The 21,462-nt window shown below is 46.1% G+C and carries 15 protein-coding genes; 8 read left to right on the top strand and 7 right to left on the bottom strand.

What is annotated here, in order from left to right; all coding sequences use genetic code 11:
* The first annotated feature begins 303 nt into the window (after nucleotides 1-303).
* Complete coding sequence (locus Q1A41_RS11310; protein ID WP_299978728.1) at nucleotides 304-753, top strand: hypothetical protein; 450 nt, start codon at nucleotides 304-306, stop codon at nucleotides 751-753.
* Here Q1A41_RS11310 and tsaA read toward each other — a convergent pair.
* From tsaA to Q1A41_RS11330, 4 genes are all read right to left on the bottom strand, one after another.
* Nucleotides 750-1,472 carry a tRNA (N6-threonylcarbamoyladenosine(37)-N6)-methyltransferase TrmO gene (gene tsaA, locus Q1A41_RS11315; RefSeq protein WP_299978731.1) on the bottom strand — a complete coding sequence of 241 codons (723 nt, stop codon included), beginning with the start codon at nucleotides 1,470-1,472 and terminating at the stop codon, nucleotides 750-752. The genes Q1A41_RS11310 and tsaA overlap by 4 nt on opposite strands.
* Nucleotides 1,473-1,533: 61 nt before the next feature.
* Nucleotides 1,534-2,244 (bottom strand): glutathione S-transferase C-terminal domain-containing protein, encoded by a 711-nt coding sequence (locus Q1A41_RS11320; protein WP_299978732.1) that lies wholly within the window; start codon nucleotides 2,242-2,244, stop codon nucleotides 1,534-1,536.
* Between the two features lie 173 nt (nucleotides 2,245-2,417).
* Nucleotides 2,418-4,907 carry an FtsX-like permease family protein gene (locus Q1A41_RS11325; RefSeq protein ID WP_299978735.1) on the bottom strand — a complete coding sequence of 830 codons (2,490 nt, stop codon included), beginning with the start codon at nucleotides 4,905-4,907 and terminating at the stop codon, nucleotides 2,418-2,420.
* Entirely contained in the window at nucleotides 4,901-5,590 is a 690-nt protein-coding gene (locus tag Q1A41_RS11330) for an ABC transporter ATP-binding protein (protein ID WP_299978738.1), read from the bottom strand. Before Q1A41_RS11330 ends, Q1A41_RS11325 begins: the two co-directional genes overlap by 7 nt.
* A 164-nt stretch (nucleotides 5,591-5,754) precedes the next feature.
* On the opposite strand from Q1A41_RS11330, the gene Q1A41_RS11335 reads away from it, so the two are divergent.
* From Q1A41_RS11335 to Q1A41_RS11345, 3 genes are all read left to right on the top strand, one after another.
* Nucleotides 5,755-6,384 (top strand): arylesterase, encoded by a 630-nt coding sequence (locus Q1A41_RS11335; protein ID WP_299978741.1) that lies wholly within the window; start codon nucleotides 5,755-5,757, stop codon nucleotides 6,382-6,384.
* A 140-nt stretch (nucleotides 6,385-6,524) separates the two neighbouring features.
* A complete protein-coding gene (locus Q1A41_RS11340) occupies nucleotides 6,525-9,446 on the top strand; it encodes an insulinase family protein (protein ID WP_299978744.1) in 2,922 nt (973 codons plus the stop codon).
* 77 nt (nucleotides 9,447-9,523) lie between these two features.
* Complete coding sequence (locus Q1A41_RS11345) at nucleotides 9,524-9,913, top strand: thioesterase family protein (RefSeq protein ID WP_299978749.1); 390 nt, start codon at nucleotides 9,524-9,526, stop codon at nucleotides 9,911-9,913.
* A gap of 73 nt (nucleotides 9,914-9,986) precedes the next feature.
* Here the strand turns inward: Q1A41_RS11345 and Q1A41_RS11350 are convergent, their stop codons facing one another.
* Both Q1A41_RS11350 and Q1A41_RS11355 read right to left on the bottom strand, forming a co-directional pair.
* Nucleotides 9,987-10,667 (bottom strand): sensor histidine kinase, encoded by a 681-nt coding sequence (locus tag Q1A41_RS11350; RefSeq protein WP_299978752.1) that lies wholly within the window; start codon nucleotides 10,665-10,667, stop codon nucleotides 9,987-9,989.
* 37 nt (nucleotides 10,668-10,704) lie between these two features.
* Nucleotides 10,705-12,354, bottom strand: coding sequence for a tetratricopeptide repeat-containing response regulator (locus Q1A41_RS11355; RefSeq protein WP_299978755.1), 1,650 nt, complete (start codon nucleotides 12,352-12,354; stop codon nucleotides 10,705-10,707).
* A 232-nt stretch (nucleotides 12,355-12,586) separates the two neighbouring features.
* Here Q1A41_RS11355 and cmoA point away from each other — a divergent pair, with 232 nt between their 5' ends.
* The 3 genes from cmoA to Q1A41_RS11370 all read left to right on the top strand — a co-directional run bounded on the left by cmoA (nucleotide 12,587) and on the right by Q1A41_RS11370 (nucleotide 18,570).
* Nucleotides 12,587-13,321 (top strand): carboxy-S-adenosyl-L-methionine synthase CmoA, encoded by a 735-nt coding sequence (gene cmoA, locus Q1A41_RS11360; protein WP_299978916.1) that lies wholly within the window; start codon nucleotides 12,587-12,589, stop codon nucleotides 13,319-13,321.
* A complete protein-coding gene (gene cmoB, locus Q1A41_RS11365; RefSeq protein WP_299978758.1) occupies nucleotides 13,318-14,289 on the top strand; it encodes a tRNA 5-methoxyuridine(34)/uridine 5-oxyacetic acid(34) synthase CmoB in 972 nt (323 codons plus the stop codon). Before cmoA ends, cmoB begins: the two co-directional genes overlap by 4 nt.
* A 399-nt stretch (nucleotides 14,290-14,688) precedes the next feature.
* The gene (locus Q1A41_RS11370) at nucleotides 14,689-18,570 is read left to right on the top strand and encodes an Ig-like domain-containing protein (RefSeq protein WP_299978761.1); all 3,882 of its coding nucleotides are present in this window, start codon (nucleotides 14,689-14,691) and stop codon (nucleotides 18,568-18,570) included.
* A 111-nt stretch (nucleotides 18,571-18,681) separates the two neighbouring features.
* Here the strand turns inward: Q1A41_RS11370 and Q1A41_RS11375 are convergent, their stop codons facing one another.
* The gene (locus Q1A41_RS11375; RefSeq protein ID WP_299978764.1) at nucleotides 18,682-20,055 is read right to left on the bottom strand and encodes a hypothetical protein; all 1,374 of its coding nucleotides are present in this window, start codon (nucleotides 20,053-20,055) and stop codon (nucleotides 18,682-18,684) included.
* A gap of 328 nt (nucleotides 20,056-20,383) precedes the next feature.
* Between Q1A41_RS11375 and speB the strand changes: the two genes are divergently transcribed.
* Nucleotides 20,384-21,310 carry an agmatinase gene (speB, locus tag Q1A41_RS11380; RefSeq protein WP_299978767.1) on the top strand — a complete coding sequence of 309 codons (927 nt, stop codon included), beginning with the start codon at nucleotides 20,384-20,386 and terminating at the stop codon, nucleotides 21,308-21,310.
* Nucleotides 21,311-21,462: the final 152 nt, after the last annotated feature.

Here is a 21,462-nt window from a genome sequence, read left to right on the forward strand (position 1 = left end):
ACCAATTCGGCCATCACTGTTAGAGCTAAAATCGCCTTAATCACGGCGCGAGGAGCGTAGTTTGCTCGTTCCTAATAAGCAACGAGCAACACCGAGTAAGGCGATTTTAGCCTAACCCTTCGTACCCAAATGGCATAAAGGCCGACTTATTTCATCGCTCGGCTGTGTTAGTGCTCGCTATTGTGGAATGACCACAATACGCTTACCCTGCCTTGCCGAATCGACGAAATAAGTTCGGCAGTGACGGCCGAATTGGTGTTAACAGGCCCTAATCTACCACCCACTGACTAGGACAGAGATATTATGCAACCACTATTACCCAATAATAAATTTCTACTTATGGCTGCAGTATTAAGCATGGTAGCGGCGGCATTGCATATCGCTATTATTATTGGCGGGCCAGATTGGTATCGTTTCTTTGGTGCAGGCGAAGCGATGGCAAAAATGGCCGAAGCCGGTGAATTACAACCCACCCTAATCACTATAGGGATCGCCACCGTTTTGTTCAGCTGGGGATTTTATGCATTATCAGCCGCAGGCAAAGCTCCGCGACTGCCCTTGATAAGAACCGCCCTTGTAGTGATTACTACGATCTATTTGTTGCGCGGCCTATCTGTTCTGTTTATCGCGCCGTTCAACACAGAGTTTCAAAGCTCTTTTTGGATATGGAGTTCCGCCATCTGCACCTTTTACGGCCTTACCTATGCAATAGGTACATGGCAGCAGTGGCCTTATTTATCAAGCAAGGGCTAAATTCTTTCGATAGAAAAAACGTTTATTTGCTCTAGCCCATTTTCAGTAAGTCTATAAACCCAGCGAATATTAAAGCTTTCTTCTAAGAGTAATGAGCGAAGCTTTACACCATATTCGCGATCACTGGTCTGGCCTCGCTGATACGCAGGCCTTGGGTCCTGCGCTAATAATTGAGTAATGATTTCTTTCAAACTATCGTCAGCCAAATTTTCAAGAACATTAGCAGCATGTACAGAAAAGCTAACGTCTAACTTTGCCGGCGGCTCTGTAGCAAAGTCGTTATGCGCAGCCGTTATTGCGTCAGCATAAGGAACATAGGGTTTGATATCGAGGATAGGAGTTTGATCCAAAAGATCGAGCCCCGAAACTTCAATGGCTGGGTTTTGCAAATCAATACTTTCAATCTTCGCAACCGATAGACCGATTGGATTAGGACGAACAGGAGAGCGCGTCGCAAACACCCCCATGCTGCGATTCCCCCCCAGCCTAGGTGGTCGCACTTTTGGCCTCCAGGGAGTATCTTGGCTTTCATGAAAGATAAACTGCAGCCAGATATGGCTACACTGCTCTAAACCCTGCAAGCAATCAGCTTGGGCATACTCACCTATTAACTCAATGCGGGATCGAATTCCAGGGGCCAGGCCAGGTTGACGGGGGATAGCGAACTTCTCGACATAAGGGGAGCGAACCCTTGCTATAAACTCTAATTCAATTCCCACAACGCACTCTTCTTACTCGCCTGCCCGTTAGCAATTCTAACAGCTCTGCCCCTACAAGGCTTTAAAAAGCCTCTTGGTAATAGGCTTTTGCAATTCGATCACAATACGCCACTAAATTAGCATGGGCTTTGGCATAAGGTGATATCGCCGTTTCACTATTCGACAACACAAGCTGCGCTAACAATCCAAAGGCTGTTGCATCAAAATTACTGGCTGTCTCTCCAAAGAAATACGGCTTGTCTCCCAATAGAACGGCCAAAGAATCAATAGATTGCTTAGCGATTGATAAGATTTCTTCTTCACTGTGACGCCCCAAACCTTGCTGGTTCAAGGTTTTACGAATGCCACGGCGAACGATAATAGGTACTAAGGTGGACAAAGGTGCAGGTAAGGATGAAAACAATGCGTCTTTGGTTGTCGGCCAACCGTCGTCGCGAATCCAACGTGAATGCACCAAACACCAATACAAATTTTCATCTAAAGATTTGGTCAGCAAATAAGATTGAGCTTTTTGATCTTCACTAAGTTGCGCTTCTAATGGGGAGTGATAATGTTCATCCAGCGCATTGATAATAGCTTGAGAGTCAGCAATGACTTTGCCATCCCAATTAATGTACGGCAGTTTCCCTTTTGGCGCTTTGCGTAAGTACTCTTGTCCGTCTACCCGCTCAAAATCGATATTAGCCATGCGCATATAGCAGTCCACTTTCAGTACAAAAGAAGACGGGTCCGGCATTCCAAAAGCGCTTCCAAAGCCATACAGTTTGATCATCAAGTTATCCTCGTCTACCCAATAATCCTATTATTGGGATTGCTTAATTTAAGGCTGCTCTGATTGATGCAGGTTTTGCTCAGCGGCGCCTTAAGTGAGCGACCATTATTCAACAACCCCCTGTCAACAGCTGTCAGTAAGGCATTGTCGAATAATGACGTACAACTCTGTTCTTAAGCAAGCTCTCGTAAAACTTGCATGGGCGGGGCCGTGACGACTTTACGGCTTGCCCAGAGTCCCATAGAACAAACGATGATGGCACCAATTAAGGGGCCAGCTAGCCACAGCTCAGGGTGCGCTTGTAGCGGCGTTTCCAATACCCATTGCTGCATGGCCAGTAACAGCAGCTCGGCACCAATCATGGCTAGCAATCCTGCTAACGCCCCTAGGCAGATAAACTCTAGAGCGGTGCTGCCTAGAATCCGACGGCGACTGCTGCCTAAAGCACGCAAAATTCCAGCCTCTTGTAAGCGGTAATCCATGCTGGCATTTACCGCGGCTAGCAAAACCATTACACCGGCGAGTAGCACCAAGACCAAGACCAGCTCTACGCCATCACTTACCTGCGCCGTTAAGTTCTGAATCTGCTCAATAACCAGATCCAGCTCCACCACCAATACCGTAGGCGATTGGCGTAATAGCTTGTTGATCACTGGCTTTTGTTGGGCCGGAATGTAAACGCTACTGAGATAGGTCGGCGCATAGCTATCTAGGGCACCTGGAGAGAAAAGGAAGTAAAAGTTAGGACGCATACTATCCCACTCTAAGGATCGAATGCTGCTCACCTCCGCTTCTAGAGCCAAGCCGCCAACACTAAACTTCAGCTGATCACCCAGTTTTAGCTTTAGTCTTTGGGCAATTTCTTTTTCTACCGACACAAAGTGCTTTTTGCCGTCCAACTCCAGCTGGGGCCACCACTTTCCTTCTAAGATTTGATTATCATCCGGCAAAGTGTCCGTCCAGCTTAGATTGGCTTCGCGATTCATCACTTCAGCCTGTTCTTTCACTTTATCGCCAGGCTTGCTGTTATTGATCTCCACCAAGCGTGCTCTAACCATTGGAAACAGGCCTTGCAATTCCAATTGCTCATCAGCGAACAACTGTTTGATGGGCTCCACTTCATGCTGGGCAATATTCACCAAGAAGTGGTTGGGTGCTTCCTCTGGTAGCTTGTATCGCCATTCCTCAATCAAACTGGTACGGACAACAAAAATCACCAGCAGCAGCATAATGGCCGTGGCGAATACTAAAATTTGTGCAACCGTCTGGCCTCTGTGACGCAATAAGCTCGCCCAAGCTAATCGCCAACTGCTACCGCTTCGGCTACCCCAAACCCTACCTAACTTCAACATAAGTAAAGCAATCAAGGCGGCCAAACTTAATAGCGCAAAAAAGCCTAACATAACCACAGCGGTTAAAATCAAATCTTGGCTGTAGACAGCGACCAAAATAAAGACCGCAATAATTCCCAGTGCCGCCTGCCAAAAGCTAGATACACTGGCAATATGAATATCGCGGCGTAAAACACGGATAGGAGGAATCGTAGGCAAATTCCACAAAGGCGGCAGAGCAAAACACAGTAAGCATAAAAGGCCAGTAAATAGCCCCAAGCCATATGGCAATAGTCCAGCAAAGGCCAAATCCAATGGATACATTGAACTTACTACCGAAGCAATTAAACGCTGCAATAGCTCACCTAATAACAGTCCACCAACAGAGGCAATAAGCGCTAAAACAAATAACTGTTTTGCATACAAGCTACGGATTTTATTAGCACCGGCACCTAAGCTTTTTAGCAGTGCTACTTGATCCGTATGTCGCCTAGCAAACTGCTGTGCGGCGATCGCTATCGCAAGGCCCGCGAGTAACAAACCTATCATCGCCGCCAAGCCTAAAAATTGCTTGCCCCTGTCTAAGGTTCGCGCCAAACCACGCTGCGAAGATTGCAAATCGATAATACGTTCGTGAGAACTAAACTGCTCTTTGGCGGAATCCAAAAAAGACGTCAATACTGCCTCTTCTCCAGCGAGAAGCCAGTTATAACGGATGCGACTTCCAGGCTGAATAACCTCAGTCGCGGGCACATCATCGATATGCATCATGATGCGTGTACCCAATAAGCTTAAACTATCTCCGCGATCAGGCTCGCGAACGATAACCTTACTGGCGGTAAATTCAGCTTCACCAATAAATAGCTGGCCACCTAGCTCGATACCTAACAGCGGCAATAAACGTGAATCTACCCAAACCTCACCTCTAGGTGGGCCTGATTTAATCTTTTGCAGGGAGTCGCTTTGCTGATTAAAAGGCTCTTCACTAATTTCCAGCTCGCCAAGCAAGGGGTAAGCATCACTCACCGCTTTGATATCGGCCAAATACATCGCATCGCCAGCAAAGCTCATGGAGTTAAAACTGAGTGTTTGAGCCTGTTGTAAACCGGCTTTTTCGGCGCTGTCGTACCAGGCAGGAGGTAATTGACGGGATGAGCGCACTACCCGATCAGCACCTAGAAAGGTATTGCTTTGTTTTATCAAAGCTCCTTCTAAGCGTTGCGTGAAAATGGCGATCGCACTGACAACAGCCACGGCCAATAGCAAAGCAGCCGCCAATAATCGAAGCTCACCACTGCGCCAATTGCGCCAGAGTAGCTTCAAACTCAACATGGCACGGCCTCTGCCGCCGCATCAGTCACTTCAAGACGGCCAGCTTCTAAGGTAATACGACGCTCACAGCGAGCGGCTAGGCGCTCTTCGTGGGTCACTAAAACCAAGGTGGTACCCTGCTCTTGGTTCAGTTCAAACAACAACTCAATGATGGTGGCGCCAGTTTTAGCATCGAGATTACCAGTAGGCTCGTCAGCAAATAAAATCGTCGGTTCATTGGCAAAAGCACGCGCGATGGCAACGCGCTGCTGTTCTCCACCAGATAGTTGCTTGGGATAATGGTTCAAGCGATGCTCCAAGCCAACTCGCTGTAGGAACTTTTCGGCTTGCTGCTGGGCATCTTTATGGCCATGTAACTCTAAGGGCAACATAACGTTTTCTAAGGCTGATAGCCCAGGTAAAAGTTGAAAGGACTGAAACACAAAGCCTACATATTCAGCTCGAAGCGCCGCTCGCCCCTCTTCATCTAGCGAACGGAGACTTTGCCCTGCTAACTCAACATCACCATGACTGGCCGTATCTAAACCAGCGAGAATGCCTAATAAGGTTGATTTACCCGAACCAGATGCCCCAACAATCGCCAGGCTTTCACCTTTTGCCAGCCCAAAGGAGATTTCTTGCAGTATCTCCAAATCTCCAGCGGCTGTACTCACAACCTTCCCAAGTTCGGTAACCTTTAGCATGTACAATTCTCTTATAGTTAACGTTATCTAAGGTATTTTGGCAGCTGATCCCTTGCAAGCAAGATGGTTCACACTACTTTACCCAAGGGTACTGGCTAGGATTTCAACATGATTTTAGAATAAAGGCTGCTCAAACCGATAAATTGCCAAGCATGCGAGATAAAATGAAAATAGCGCACAGCATTTGCCTACTGATTACCATAGTGGCCACTCAACTGGCCTTCGCCGACAAAGCCAGCCCTCAAACACAAAATCTATTGGTACTCGGAGACAGCATCAGCGCTGCCTACGGGATGAAGCCGGAAGAAGGCTGGGTTGCGCTGCTAGAGGAAAAGTTACAACAGTACAATGTAGGCACCGTAAATGCCAGCATCAGCGGCGAGACGACGGCTGGGGGGCTTGCAAGAATGCCCGCACTTATTGAGCAGTACAAGCCACGCTGGGTTATTATCGAGCTCGGTGGAAATGATGGGCTACGGGGCTATCCAATTGGAAAAATGAAAGACAATTTGGCCAGTATTATTGAGCAAAGCCAAGCGGCGAAGGCTCAAGTTGTACTGATTGGCATGCAAATCCCCCCCAATTACGGTAAACGCTACACCCGTCTATTTAGCGAAGCCTTTCCAGAATTGGCTGAAAAGTATAAGGTCAGCTTAATACCCACCTTTTTGGAATCCGTCGCGGTAAAGCCCGATGCCATGCAATCTGACGGTATTCACCCAAATGCCAGTGCTCAGAGTGCCCTGCTGGAGGCCGCTTGGCCTAGCATTCTAGCCATGGTGCAGGCGCAATAAAATTCGCTAAATACACTAGCGCTGATGACTAAACGATAGCGGCCCTTGCGGCTATCGCCACTCCCACTTAGCCGCCAAAACCGCTAGAATGCTGGTTTTACGGAATATCGCCATTTATTGGTGTCACATATGAGGTTTGCATGAGCCAATTGCCCCACCCGAGCTTTGAAATGATCCGCAGCGAAGCCGTGGATTCATTAAATATTGTTGTCCACGAATACCGCCACAAGGTCACTGGAGCCCAACATATTCACATCGAAGCTGACAATAGTGAAAACGTATTTTTGGTGGCCTTGCGAACAGTTCCCGAAGATTCGACCGGTGTCGCCCATATACTTGAACACACGGCACTATGTGGCAGTAAAAAGTACCCGGTACGCGATCCATTTTTCATGATGATTCGTCGCTCACTCAATACTTTTATGAACGCTTTTACCAGTTCAGATTGGACGGCCTACCCCTTTGCCAGTCAAAACCGCAAAGACTTCGACAATTTATTGGACGTTTATCTCGACGCGGTATTTTTCTCACGTCTAGACCCATTAGATTTCGCCCAAGAGGGCCATCGCCTTGAGTTCGAAGACACCCAAAACGACGATAGCGATTTGGTTTACAAAGGCGTAGTTTTTAATGAAATGAAAGGAGCGATGAGCTCTATTCCATCACAGCTGTGGCATACGCTCTGTGAAAAGTTATATCCAACCACCACCTATCATCATAATTCGGGTGGTGACCCAGCCAAAATTACCGAGCTTAGCTATGAAGAGCTGCAGGCCTTCTACCAAAGCCACTATCACCCAAGCAATGCCATTTTTATGACCTTTGGTGATATTCCAGCCCAAGAGCTCCAGGAAAAGTTTGAACAGCAAGCACTGAACCAGTTCAGCGCCCTCGACAAAACAATTTCGGTACCGCCTGAGCAACGCTACAACAGCCCGCAACACAGCCAGGCCAATTACCCCTTAGATGACCCGGAGGCCGATCTAAACGATAAAACTCATATCGTAATGAGCTGGCTGCTTGGCAAAAGTACCGATCTTGCAGCTACACTCGAAGCCCAATTACTATCGAGCCTATTGTTTGATAACAGTGCCTCTCCATTGCAGCAAGCTTTGGAAACTACTGATCTTGGCAGTGCGCCATCTCCGCTTTGTGGCCTCGATGATTCACAATTCGAACTGAGCTTCTGCTGTGGTATCGAAGGCAGTAACCCAGAACAAACTCAAGCCGTTGAAGATTTGGTATTGGGTGTTCTACGTCAGCTTGCCGAGCAAGGCCTTCCCCAGGAACAGGTTGAAGCTTCCTTGCATCAGCTAGAGTTGCAACAACGCGAGATCGGCGGTGATAGCTACCCTTATGGTTTACAGTTAATTTTAACGGGCCTTACTGCAGCCACCCATCGCGGCGATGTACTGGCCCTATTAAACCTTGAGCCAGCACTTGCAGAGCTTAGGGCAAAAGCTGAAAAAGCGGACTTCGTTCAAAACTTAGCGCGCCGCTTACTGCTGGATAATCAGCACCGGGTCACCCTGACCATGTCACCTGATCCACAGTTGGCACAGCAGGAGCTTGACGCTGAAAAACAGAAGTTGGCCGACATCAAAGCGCAGCTCAATGAAGAAGAAAAACAGGCGATTATTGATCAAAGCCTTGCCTTACTTGAGCGACAGAACCAACAGGACGATGCATCGATTCTACCGAAAGTAGGTATCGCTGATGTTCCTGATAGCAGCCAATACCCCGAGCCCATCAAAGGCGCTATTGGTGAGCTTCCCTACAACCGTTACGCCGCCGGCACCAATGGCTTGGTGTATCAGCAAATTATCATTCAGACTCCGCAGCTCGATGAAGAATTGATTTCCCTGTTGCCCTATTACTGCATGGCGCTTACCGAACTAGGTGTCGGTGAGCTTGATTATTTGCAAAGCCAGATGAAGCAATCACAAATCGTCGGCTCAATGTCGGCATTTTCAAGCGTACGCGGTACAGTCAATGATAGCCAAGAGATAAATGCCTATATCACTTTGTCGGCAAAAGCTTTATCAAGAAACCACAAAGCCCTCTGCGAGCTAATGCTAGACACCCTACAAAATGTTCGCTTTGATGAGCTTCAGCGCCTGCAAGAGTTGGTTGCGCACGCTCGGGCGCGTATGCAGCAAAGCATCACCGGAAACGGACATAGCTTGGCAATGACTGCCGCTAGCGCTGGGATTAGCCCGTGCGCTAATTTAACCCATCGTCTTACCGGTTTAGCTGGTATTCAAGCAATTAAAAACTTGGATGATAGCTTTGCCGACGAAGCGGCCTTGAAACAATTTGCCGCCCGCTTACAAACTATTCATAAAAAAGTTCTCGCTTCAAGCAAGCAATACCTACTGGTCAGCGATAAAGATTCTTTGCCTGCACTCAGCGATAATTTACAAGCGCTATGGCCAAAACATGAGGAAGCGCAAAACAGCTCGCTATCTCTTACTAAACAGGATTCACGTATTCAGCAAGCTTGGACGACCAACACCCAAGTTAACTTCTGCGCCAAAGCCTATCCAACCGTAGCTTCCGGCCACCAAGATGCAGCAGCACTTTCGGTGCTAGGCGGCTTCTTACGAAATGGTTTTTTGCATAGAGCCATCCGCGAACAAGGTGGTGCCTACGGCGGTGGTGCGAGCCAAGATAACAATATTGCATCGTTTAGGTTTTATTCGTATCGCGATCCGCGTTTTAATGAAACACTGGATGATTTTGACAAGGCACTCGACTGGCTAGCCAATACTGAACACGATGAGCAAGCCTTAGAAGAAGCCATTCTTGGTGTGATAAGCGCCATTGACAAGCCAAGCTCCCCTGCAGGCGAAGCCAAACAGGATTTTCATGCTCGCTTACATGGTCGCAGCCCCGAAGTTCGTGAAGATTTTAGACAGCGCATACTGAAAGTAACGATTGCAGATTTGCAACGTGTAGCGCAAAGCTATTTAACACCGGAACGTGCTTCTACCGTCGTCATCTGCCCACCAGCAGGCGAAGAAGCTGCCACTCAGCTTGGCTTAGAAATTATCAATCTTTAGTAAACAACTAATTAATAACAATGCGCCCGCCTAGCGGGCGCAAGCTCACCATAAAGCATTTAGCAGTAGGAATCCCAATGTTCATTCACCAACTAGAGCCGCGTTTTGCCGAAACTGATGCGCTCGGCCACATCAGCAACACGATTTTCCCAATATGGTTTGAAGATGCTCGCACGCCAGTGTTTAAAATTTTCAACCCCAAAATGGATGTACATAATTGGACCTTGATTTTAGCAAGGCAAGAAATTGACCATACGGCGCAGACCTTTATCGGAAAGAGTGTGAGTATTCAAACGGGTCTAGGTAAAATCGGAAATTCTTCATTTGAAGTTATTCAAACTGCAGAGCAAGATGGCCAAGTTGTAGCCAAGGGCAAAGCCGTTCTGGTGCATTTTGACTACGAACTTCAAAAGGCTAGCCCGATCCCTGATGATATCAGAGCGCAGCTTGAAGCCCATAAAATCTAATCGCGAATTGCATAGATTTAGAACAAAAAAATAGCTGCCAATGGCAGCTATTTTTTTGTTCTAAGCCGTTTCTTTACGGTAAGCGCACCTGGAATAGACCACCACCATAGGCCCCGCCATTAGCAATACTCAAACTACCACAATCACTCTGTTTAGTATGAAGCTCTGCAACTCTTCGGCTGCAGAAAAAGTCCAACTGTGTACTATTAAACTGTTCAGGTAATTTTTCCAAACGAGCCTGCTCCAACATAAACTGCGGATAGCCATTGCCGTCATCTGAAATAGAAATAAGCAGCTGCCCATCATCTTCTATTGCAGATAATTTGATACGGCCTTGACTATAACGTGCGCAGTTCACCAGTGTTTTGTAGATTAACGAGGCGATTAGCTCACTGTCAAAATACCAGTTAAAATCTTCATCACATTCAAGCTCCACCTCAACACCACGAATCTGTAAGAGCGAATCGCAATTGGCCAACTGTTCTTGCAAGATATCAATAAGGTAGTGCTCATCAATCTGAGGAACTAGATCATTCTTAGATAACTTATGGAATAGCTGTAGCTGAAATATTTCAGTATTTAATCTAGCCGCTTCGTAATGCAAGGTGGCATGGGTTTGCTTTTGAGTATCGTCAAGGTTTTCCTGCAGATCAGTAATCACATCAAGCGAGCTAAGCAGCATGCTCAAGGAGCTTTTCATATCCTGCACACTGGCCGCTAAAACCTGAGGAAAACTAATATTATCATTGCTCATGTGTAGATCCTGTATCACAGTGGGCCCTTATACTGTCTTATTCAAATGAAGCCCGATGGCTACCCTGACTGATTGAACGGCAAATATCACGTAACTGCCTGAAACGTTCATATTGTGGGTTATCCATAGCTATTCTAGACTCCGCAGCTTGCAATACTTTTTCGCAGTGCTGCATTCTTTCTGTGCTAAACCCAAAGGCCTTGATATGCCCTGTATAGGCCTGCACCAAGTTGAGCATAATGCCTACATGATTTGGGAATAGCTGGCGCGCCTGTACAAAGCAATTAATTGCATCTTCGTAAAGGTGATTCTTATAGAAGCTAATTCCCTCACGGTTAATATCTTTAACTTTTGCTCGGTTTTCTTCACTAAGCGGTTCGTCCAGAAGCACATCCAGTTTCTCTAAAGCCTTTTGGTCTTTTTCGTAGAGTCTTACCAGCTCATTGAGACACTGTTTGGCGCGAGTGTTTTCACCTAAATCAAATAAGGCATATACTCGATCCAATTCAGTTTCAAACTCTTGCCTGCGACCATCAGCCCCCATATAGCCTTCGGTTTGGCTAAGCACTTCCTTGGCCTTTTTAGTATTGCCCTGGGCTAGGTATATACGAGACTCAATCAAACCCGTTTGCAGCTTCTCGTCTTCACTCAGCTCAAAACGTCGATCCAGACTTTCAAGGTTGATCAAGGCATCACGCAAGTAATCTCGTCCATCGTCGTGATCCTCTTGGGACATAGCTGCGGCAGTGCGACCAAACTGCAAATGGTGCTCTACGTCATCGTTGCAGGAATTAGTCCCTAGGCGAACCGTTTTTCTAAATGCCCCAGCCGCCACAGCGGAATCATTATTCTTTAATGATACATATGCCAGCTCTCTATTGCGCCGAAGCGATAAAGGAGAGACTTTCACAGCCTTTTGCAACAGCTGCTGCAGGCCTATACTGTCTCCTTTGCGCTCATAGTCAGCAATCAAAGTATCATAGGCCATCATGCACAAAGGGTTTTCTAGGATAATCTCGCGAAGCATCTTAGTAGACACATCCCAGAGACCTTGGCACTGCTTTACCTTGGCCAATCCCACAGCTGCCCAATCAACCCTACGTGCTTCTAGAACACCTTCATAAAGCAGCTCTGCCAAGGTATAGTTTTCAGTATCTATATATAGCTGGCCCAGCAGCTTTTGGCAGGCAGTGGTATATCGGCTACCGGCATCAATCAGCTCCTGAAGATGGGATATAGCGGCTTCATGATTACTTTCGTCCAGTGCTCTTAAGGCCGGCATCAGAGCATCTCGCTGCAGCAACATGCGCTCTAGTCGCTGTTGCAGAGCCTTCCCATTAATCGGTTTAGTAAAGTAACCATGGGGCTCAAATTCATTCGCTGCAAGCACCACACTGCGGCTGGATTCTGCCGAGACAAAGGCAAATAAACTCGTTTTTGGCAACAGCTTTTCCTGCATGAGCTCTTCCAAAACTTGCTGGCCGTTTTTACCTTGGCCCAAGCTGAAATCACATAAGATCACGTCATAACGCCGTGATTTACAGGCCCTCACAGCCTGGGTGCCATTGACAGCCATATCGACAGCAGCAACCCCGAGGGATTGCATTAATTTAGCTACAGTTACCCTAAAGTTATCGAAGTCATCGACAACTAACATCCTTAAGGAACCATAATTGGGGTAGGACATAGATGATTAACTCTAAAATCAGCAAACACTATCCGCGAGAAGCGGCTGCTTTTGTATTTTTCTATCTATTGTTATAGCACTTTTACGGAATTCTGCTTTTACATTTGTCACTTGCTTAAGGCACCGCTAAAATCTCGCCCTCAATGTATCGGCCACTTACGACTAAACTGCAGCTTGGCCATCAAAAAAGGTAAATTAGGTGTCAGATCAGCCAAAATCCCCTACTACCCTTATAGATAGCGGGCTAAGCGATCAAATTTTCGCCGAGCCATTGGCCAATATCGCGGGTTTCACGTTCGATAAAAAGGTCGTAGATGTCTTTCCGGACATGATCAAACGGTCTGTACCAGGATATGCCACCACCATCAGCATGATTGGTGACCTTGCCCAGCGATACGCGCAAAGCAATAGCTTTTGCTATGACCTAGGCTGCTCTTTGGGAGCCGCTACGCTAGCTATGCGCCATCATATTCGTGCCAGCAACTGTGAAATCATCGCGATTGATAATTCTGAAGCGATGATAGATCGCTGTCGTCAGGTCATGGCAGCCGATAGCAGCGAGCTAGCGGTGGACCTGCGCTGTCAAGATTTACAAGATTGCCAAATAGAAAAGGCATCTGTGGTGGTGCTTAACTTCACCCTGCAGTTTATCCCTAAGCAAGAGCGCAGCCAGTTAATTCGAAATATCTATCAAGGCTTGTTGCCCGGTGGGGTTTTGATTCTTTCAGAAAAAGTGCAGTTCGAAAACCCTGCCCACCAAGAGCTGATGGTCGAGCTGCACCATAATTTCAAACGTGCCAACGGCTACAGCGATCTCGAAATCGCTCAAAAGCGCAGTGCCATAGAAAACGTGCTAATTCCAGAAACTCTCGATGAGCACAAAGAACGATTAAGCGAAGCCGGCTTTAGCAGTGCTGATGTGTGGTTTCAATGTTTTAACTTTGCCTCTTTAATAGCCATTAAATGATTGAGTATTACCAAGACCTACTAGACAGTATAGATTCAGGCCCGCTAGAAAAATGGGCCAAAATTATGCCAGAGCAGATTTCAGCTCACCTCAATGAAAAACGCTACGGGGATTTACCTAAGTGGCAAGCCGCCATGGCCGCCATGCCGACAATCAAGGCCAAGCACCTGGACTTCAAAGATAAAGTTCACATTGGGCATAGCAGCGAAATCGACCATGCCACACAAGCCCTTATAGAGCAGCAATTAAGGGCACTAATTCCCTGGCGTAAAGGGCCTTATCAAGTTTTTGATAGCTTTATCAATACCGAGTGGCGTTCGGACTGGAAGTGGGATCGCGTATTGCCCCACCTTGCACCTTTGCGCAACAGAACCGTTCTGGATGTAGGTTGTGGCAATGGCTACCATTGCTGGAGAATGTTTGGAGAAGGTGCAAAACAAGTAATAGGAATTGATCCGTCACCACGTTTTGTAGTTCAGTTTTATATGCTAAAGCAACTGATTGGAAAAGCACCAGTTGACCTCTTACCGATTGGAATCGAAGAGCTTCCCGCTAATCTGCAGGCTTTTGATACAACATTCAGTATGGGTGTTCTTTATCATCGGCGCTCCCCAATGGATCATTTGCGTGAGTTAAAATCGACTTTAAAGCCAGGCGGCCAACTGGTCCTAGAAACATTGGTAATTGAAGGGAAATTAGGCGATTGCCTAGTTCCCGAAGATCGTTATGCAATGATGAATAATGTGTGGTTTTTACCCAGTTCAGAAACTCTACTAAGTTGGATGCGAAAGTGTGGTTTTAAAAACCCTCGGGTTGTCGATGAAAATACAACAAGCTGTGAGGAGCAACGCAGCACCGACTGGATGCTGTTTCATTCACTTAATGAATTCCTTCACCCTCAGGACAAAAGTAAAACTGCCGAAGGACACCCCGCACCTAGAAGAGCTGTTTTTATTGCTGAGATTTAAATTACCGGGATTTAAGAGGCCGCTCTCGAATAGGTAAATCACCATCTTTTTCTAACATGCCCAAGCAACAATCTTTAAGTGCCGAGGTGGTTTTCACTAGGCACTTATTATGCTGACTAATCACAATTAAGCAGCAAACCATGACATAAACAGCAGCAGCCTCTTTCAAGTACCTTTGCCCTTATTCATTCACCCCTAACTTCCTTGCCAAACCTCAGCCCCCAGCCCTAAAACTAAAGAACCAGGCGTTACTACCACCTGTTAAATTAGCTAGTTCTGATTGCGTATTTTCCAGCAAAAAACTAGATCTTTATCACAGTTTTTATAATATCACCTTGCTCAACAGTACTTTTAAAATCATCGAATGCGATTCAGTTTTACGCCAAGCAGAGAATTGACATGGCCAATATCACAAACATCTCAGACAACTACGGCTCAATCCAAGGACAAATAAGTCAGGGAAGTGTCACTGACGATAAATCTCTTCAGCTAAATGGCACAGCCCAAGCTGGGCAGAAAATAAATGTTTACAAAGATGGGCAGCTCCTTGGCACCACCACGGCAAACAATAACGGGGTATGGAAGTTTGTCACCAATGGCATGAATGAAGGTGATGCGTCATTTACTGTTACTACGATAAACAGTAACGGTGTAGAGTCTAGCCAAAGTAATTCTTTCGATGTGATTATTGATCGTAGTGTGAGCGTAACAAGCAATGTGAACCTGAGTAGTAACAATCAGTCATTATCGAGTGGCCAATCCATAGATAATGGTAAAGTCCAGCTACAAGGGAATGCAGAAGCCAATGCTACTGTCGAGATTATCGACGGCAATAACGTCATTGCTACAGTAACTGCAAATGAAAATGGCAATTGGTCAGTCGAGCTTGACTTAAGCAGTGGGGATCACGAAATTTCCACCAAGGTAACAGACATTGCGGGTAATACAAGCGCCATAGAAAATATAGCCACCCTAGAAGTTCTTGCCTCACAACAAGCTCAAACAGCGGCTAATAGCCGAGCGTTTAACCCTGCTAATAATGTACCGGAAGTCGTTCTACCGCCAGGCACCCGTATAGTCGACGATGGTTTCAGAAATGACAGCACCCCAATTATACAAGGTACAACCGAACCCGGCGCTGAAGTTACCATGACAGTACAGGGGCAAACCTACGGCCCCGTAACTGCAGACAGCAACGGGGTTTGGACAATTCCTGTAACCGTTCCATTACCCGAAGGGGAATCAATATTTGCAGCCAAGGCCAGTAATAATGCCGGAGATGCCTACATTGGATATCGCATAATTATCGATACAGAAGCTCCCGATAGCCCAGTGATTGTAGATGCAGAAGATAACGTTGGCATGATTCAGGATGATCTGCAGCATAAGGATCATACTGATGATGATACCCCTAGGCTACGCGGCACCGGTGAAATAGGAAGCACCATTGCAATATATAACGCTGGCCAGTTTTTTGGATTCTCGAAAGTTCTCGATGATGGTAACGGCAACGGTGTTTGGTCCTATAACCCAACTGTCGCTTTACTTGAAGGTGAACACACATTCACAGCTTACTCGATTGATATGGCCGGAAACTTAAGCCAGGAAAGCAATAAATTTGAAATCACCGTAGACCGTTCTGTTGAGGCACCTGAAATTACCCATTTAACGGACAATGTGGGCGCGACAAAAGGCAAAGTAAATCACCAAGAAGAGACCGATGATGTTAACCCTACAATTGTAGGTACCGCCGAGGCCTTTGCAAAAGTAACAGTATGGGTCGATGGTAAGAAAATTGGTGAGACTACCGCCAATAAGAAAGGCAAGTGGTCGATTGAAACCACCAATGACCTCAAAGAAGGTTCTCATAATATCAAAGCGTCTCAAACAGATATTGCCGGTAATGAAAGCGGAAAGTCTGATAAGTTTCAATTTGATGTCGTATTAAACACTGCCCCGACTGCGGTAGACGACAGCTTTAATGTTACTGGGCCAAGCAACCTAAATGTTCTTAAAAATGATAGCGATCCTGATGGCGACCCGCTCACAATCAGTAAAATTGAAAGTGGCCCGTCATATGGCACCGTTACCATTACCAGCGCTGGCAATTTACTTTACACCCCCGACATTAATCTTAGCTATGCGGTAAATGATCAGATCACCTACAGCATAAGCGATGGCCGAGGAGGTACTTCTACGGCCACGGTCAACCTTGCAGTCACCCCTCAATTACCAACACCAACAATTGATCTTGCAGCTTCAAGTGATAGCGGGTGGTATTCTTGGGACAATATAACCAATGACACAACTCCCACACTACAAGGCACTGCGCGCGCGAACTCCACAATCTCATTATTCCGAGATGGCGCTAAAATAGCCGATGTTCGAGTGGATGGTAATGGTAGATGGGAATTTGATGTGCCATATACATATCACGGTACTCATAAATTTCATGTTACCAGCAACGGATTTGGCTTAAGCAGAAAATCTAGCAACTTATCTGTAGATATAGATACCTATGTAGACGGCTATTACACTCCTGCAGCTCCGGGTACAGGCTACGGTGTATTGACCCTCAACAATTGGGGGATCCCAATCACGGCAAATGAAACCGTTAGATATCATTTAACAGGCTCTGACGACGTCAAAGGCACACTGTATGGCAACGGTGGTGTAACCTCAGGCTATGACCTATCACCTAATCAAGCTTGGGGAACCTTTGCCTATGTTTATGTAAATCTAGAAGACCGGGCAGGTAATCAATATAACGGTGTAATGCCTATTCGTTACGGTACTGCTCCACCACCACCACCAAGACATTATGATCCGATAGCAGCATTGGAAGACGGTGGTTATATTGTGAGCTTCGCTTTGCAATCAAACATAGAAGGTAATGGCTTTGATATTTATGCTCAGAGGTACGATTCAAACGGGGCTGAAGTTGGCAGTGCATTTGCCGTAAACCAGGAACTTGTAGGCGATCAAACCCACTCTGATGTTATCGGTTTGGACGACGGCGGATTCGTACTCACCTGGCAATCAGAAAACCAAGATGGTGACAAGCTGGGTATCTATGCTCGAAAATACAATGCTGAAGGCATAGCGGTTAGCGATGAAATTCTTATCAATGATTTTACAAATAACAATCAGTCCTTAGCCGAAATTACAGCAATCGAAGGCGGTGGCTTTGCCATTACCTGGATGAGTGACGGTCAAGATGGCAGCGGGCTGGGCATCTTCATGAAGATTTATGATGACCAAGGCAACGCTATTACCAGCGACATCCAAGTCGCAGACAGTAGCTTTTCTCACCAAGCAAACCCCTCTATTTCTAGCCTAAACAATGGAAACATAGTTGTTGCATGGCAAGATCACAATAACGGTGAAGCCGGCGCTATTAAGGCCGCCATCTATTCCTCTAAAGGTGAATTAATCCAGGGGAACCTAGATGTCAGCTCAAGCGCATCAGCTCAGCAGTGGCCATACGTCAGCACGCTAAATGATGGTGGTTTTGCAGTAAGTTGGCATGAGAACAATGAGCATGGTGAATCGGCGGTAATGATTCAGAGCTTCGATGAGAACGGCACAGCGCTGAATGATGAAGCATCTTTTATCGCCAATGCCACCGCCGGAGAACAAGCAGAAATTGCGGGCTTGGAAGACGGTAACATTCTTGTTAGTTGGGTCTCAGATGATGACGATAACACCGGTGTTTATTACAGCATTGTATCCCCTAGCGGAGAGGTGCTTGTAGAGCAAACGCTTGTTAACCAAAATCAAGCTGGCCAACAAGTCGAATCACACACTTTGAGTTTGAAAGATGGGGGCTACCTAATAACCTGGGTGGAAGTCAATGAAGACGGCGAGCTGCTAGGTGTACATGGGCAACAATTCAATGCAGACGGCAGCTTATCAGGAGATAACTTTGTCGTTACTACAGCCACTGTTGATAAAAATGTAACCTCCGAAAACAACCTCGTAGCTGAGATGAGCGACGAAACAATTCCAAGCCTTGCCGAGGGCAGCAATGATTTTGAACAAGTAGACTTCAATGAACCTTCAGAAGAGGCACTACTAACAAATCAAGAGGGCTTTCTTTTATTCGATGACTTGCTATCAGTTGGGGCTACCAACTTTGAGTTAGGCACAGAATTAAACGAGCAAGATTCGCTTTGGAATGACAGCTCGATGGGCAGTTATATAGACCTTGGAAATTTACAGCTTTCACTTGCAGAGATGAGCCCTCTGCAAGATGCTCATGACATTAACCACATGATCTAAAATACCTGGCGGGCCTAACGGCCCGCCGTTTATATACTTTAGCAACCATAAATTAGATCGCTAATTTCCATATACTTATCTGCGAAACAAGCAAGCCAACTATCAGCCAAATTACCAATCTACCTTTTGAGCTAAGTGTTCATACTGCTCGGGATTATTGATGGCGGACTCAATGGAAGAAAGGAAGCTTTCAGGATTAAGAGATTTCTCTCGAGTGGCCAAACTTTGCATCCATTGAATGACCTGCTCTTTCCCAATTATGGTTTCCATTGAATGGATAATCAGTGGCAATACATTGTAACGAAAGCTATTCGACTGAAAAAACTCATCATCCAAGCTCAATTCAATCAAGGGTTTAAGCTTCTTATCTTCAAGCTTCTCTCTTCGCCAATCGAGCAAGTACTGCTTAGCTCTTTTTCCGTTAAACTCTGAAACCAAGCTCCACGATAAGTACTCTGCCATACCTTCTTCAATAATATTGGATAACTCACCTTGCAAGCCAGGGTAACTATTGAAAAGCACATGAGCAAGTTCATGGGCAATAAAATCATGAGCCTTAAAGCGAGCATCGCCCTCTTCACTGAACAAGCGATCCAAAGCGTAATAATCATGGGAAATAGAAACAATGGTACTGCCCGACACCCATAGCCAAGAGTTCTTTTCGCTCACCGGTGTAGTTTGAATAAAGGTAATGCCATTAGTTAATGGTTGATCAAACCACTTACTTAGCAATGATTTATACTGCGCAACGACACTTAAGCCTTGCTCAATATGATCCTTTTTGACAAGTGGATTCAAAACACGATTTCCGCCGAGCTCTATAAAATCAAAGTCTCCAAGGAACATCATAGGTTCGACAGGATGCTCAGATACAAAACGGTGAGCGAAAGCGCGAACCGGTGTTGAACCATTAATAAAAAGACTTTTGCAATCTACACAGTCTATTTGAATATCGTAACTAACATCCTTGTAAAGCCTGTCATTGAGTTTGTCATAGTAAATGGGCAGTATAGCCGTTTGCATGCCGTCAACTCTGAGGCTTTTGCCATTAAAAGCAATATTACCTTTCCAATCGCTACGAGCTTTAAAAGCTTGGCCATACACCGGGTATTTACCACTGTAGCGAAAGTTCAAGGCTTTAGGCTGATACAACTCGTTGGGAGCATCACTAGGTATCGTATAAGCAAAGCTTTCATAGAATTGTTCCAGCGACGTTCTCCGATAAGCGAAGTTTACCGAACCGTCCTCGCTGGTAATGCCCTTTATATTCAAGCCCGTATTAAGCTGAAAGCTATGATCCTTTGAGCGAGGAATATTGCTGATGCTAATATTTGCATCAATAGTCCCATTCTCAATAGACACTTTAAGCTGACCACTTAGATGCGGGGCTGAGCTCTTATCGGTACTTGCAACACCACTATAAACAAAACTACTACTTAAAAGTGCGCCTACAAAGAGCGTACGGGCTAAAGGTTTCTGAAGCATATAAACATCCTATTTATTGATTCTTCTGTGCAGTTGATAGCGATCACAAGCCTCTCTGCCAGTCACGAATTGAAGTATAAAAACTAACAAATTTATGCCGGTATCAGAATATTTTCCAATCGATATTTTAGATTACTGGCAGGCCGCTGTTCATTTAACTGTGAGTACCTAGCTGCTACAGCTACCCCTCAAGTGGTATATCCCCCTTGAAAATCCGGCTTTAAGCTCGAATAATCTGTCAAATTGTTAACAGCTGAGTAGTGAAAACCGTTACTGTAGCCGTACCCGCTAAACACATAATAATGAAATCAAAGAGACCCGATAGCCTATGTTTTATGTTAGAGATCTAGATAACGAACCCAATACCTATGCCAATGTATTTAGCTTTATGGGTCTACCACTGAGCCGAGAGTTAAGCGAGGACGTTGATGCTGTGATCCTAGGCATCCCTTATGATTTAGCCACGTCTGGGCGCTCTGGGGCTCGTATGGGCCCCACAGGTATCCGCCAAGCTTCCGCCCAACTACGCTGGGAAGAAAAACGCTGGCCCTGGACATTTCATTTAGCCGATAAGCTCCGCTGTGTGGATTATGGCGATATTTGCTTTACCGATGGTGACAGCGACGAGATGCTAGCGGTTTTAAAAGCCGAGGCGAGCAAAATTTTTGCCGCCAATAAAACCCTGCTTAGTTTTGGTGGGGATCATTTTCTCACCCTCCCCCTACTACGAGCTGCGGCTGAAAAGCATGGTCAAATGGCGCTCATTCACTTTGACGCCCATACCGATACCGAAGCCAGCGAAGCCAAATACAACCATGGTTCGATGTTCTACCATGCCCCCAAAGAAGGCCTAATAAAACCCGAAAACAGCATTCAAGTGGGTATCCGCACTGAGTACGATTATGATAATCACCCGTTTCAAGTTTTAGATGCTGCTTGGGTAAATGAGCATTCGCTAGGCGAAGTGCTTAGCAATATTAAGCAACGCGTTGCTGATATGCCCGTCTACTTAAGCTTTGATATCGACTGCCTTGACCCAGCTTATGCGCCTGGAACTGGCACCCCCGTGAGTGGTGGCCTAAGCTCCGACAGAGCCCTACAAATTGTACGGGGCCTACAAGATTTAAACATAGTCGCGGCCGATGTCATGGAAGTCGCTCCGGCCTACGACCATGCCGAAGTAACATCCTTGGTGGCCGCTACCTTAGCTCTCGAGCTATTACATGTCATTGCCGCAAAACGTAGCTCGAAGTAGCGGCCTGCTTAGCCCTCAAATCAATAGCGGTGCTCAGAACATGTGATTTCTGAGCACTCACCCAGCCCCTTCATATTTTAACGACGTCTAATTTATGATCTAAGACAAACTTCAATTCGATAAGTAGGTAAATTGATTGAAAACCAACCACC

It is taken from the genome of uncultured Pseudoteredinibacter sp. (genome assembly GCF_947502065.1).
GTDB lineage: Bacteria > Pseudomonadota > Gammaproteobacteria > Pseudomonadales > Cellvibrionaceae > Pseudoteredinibacter.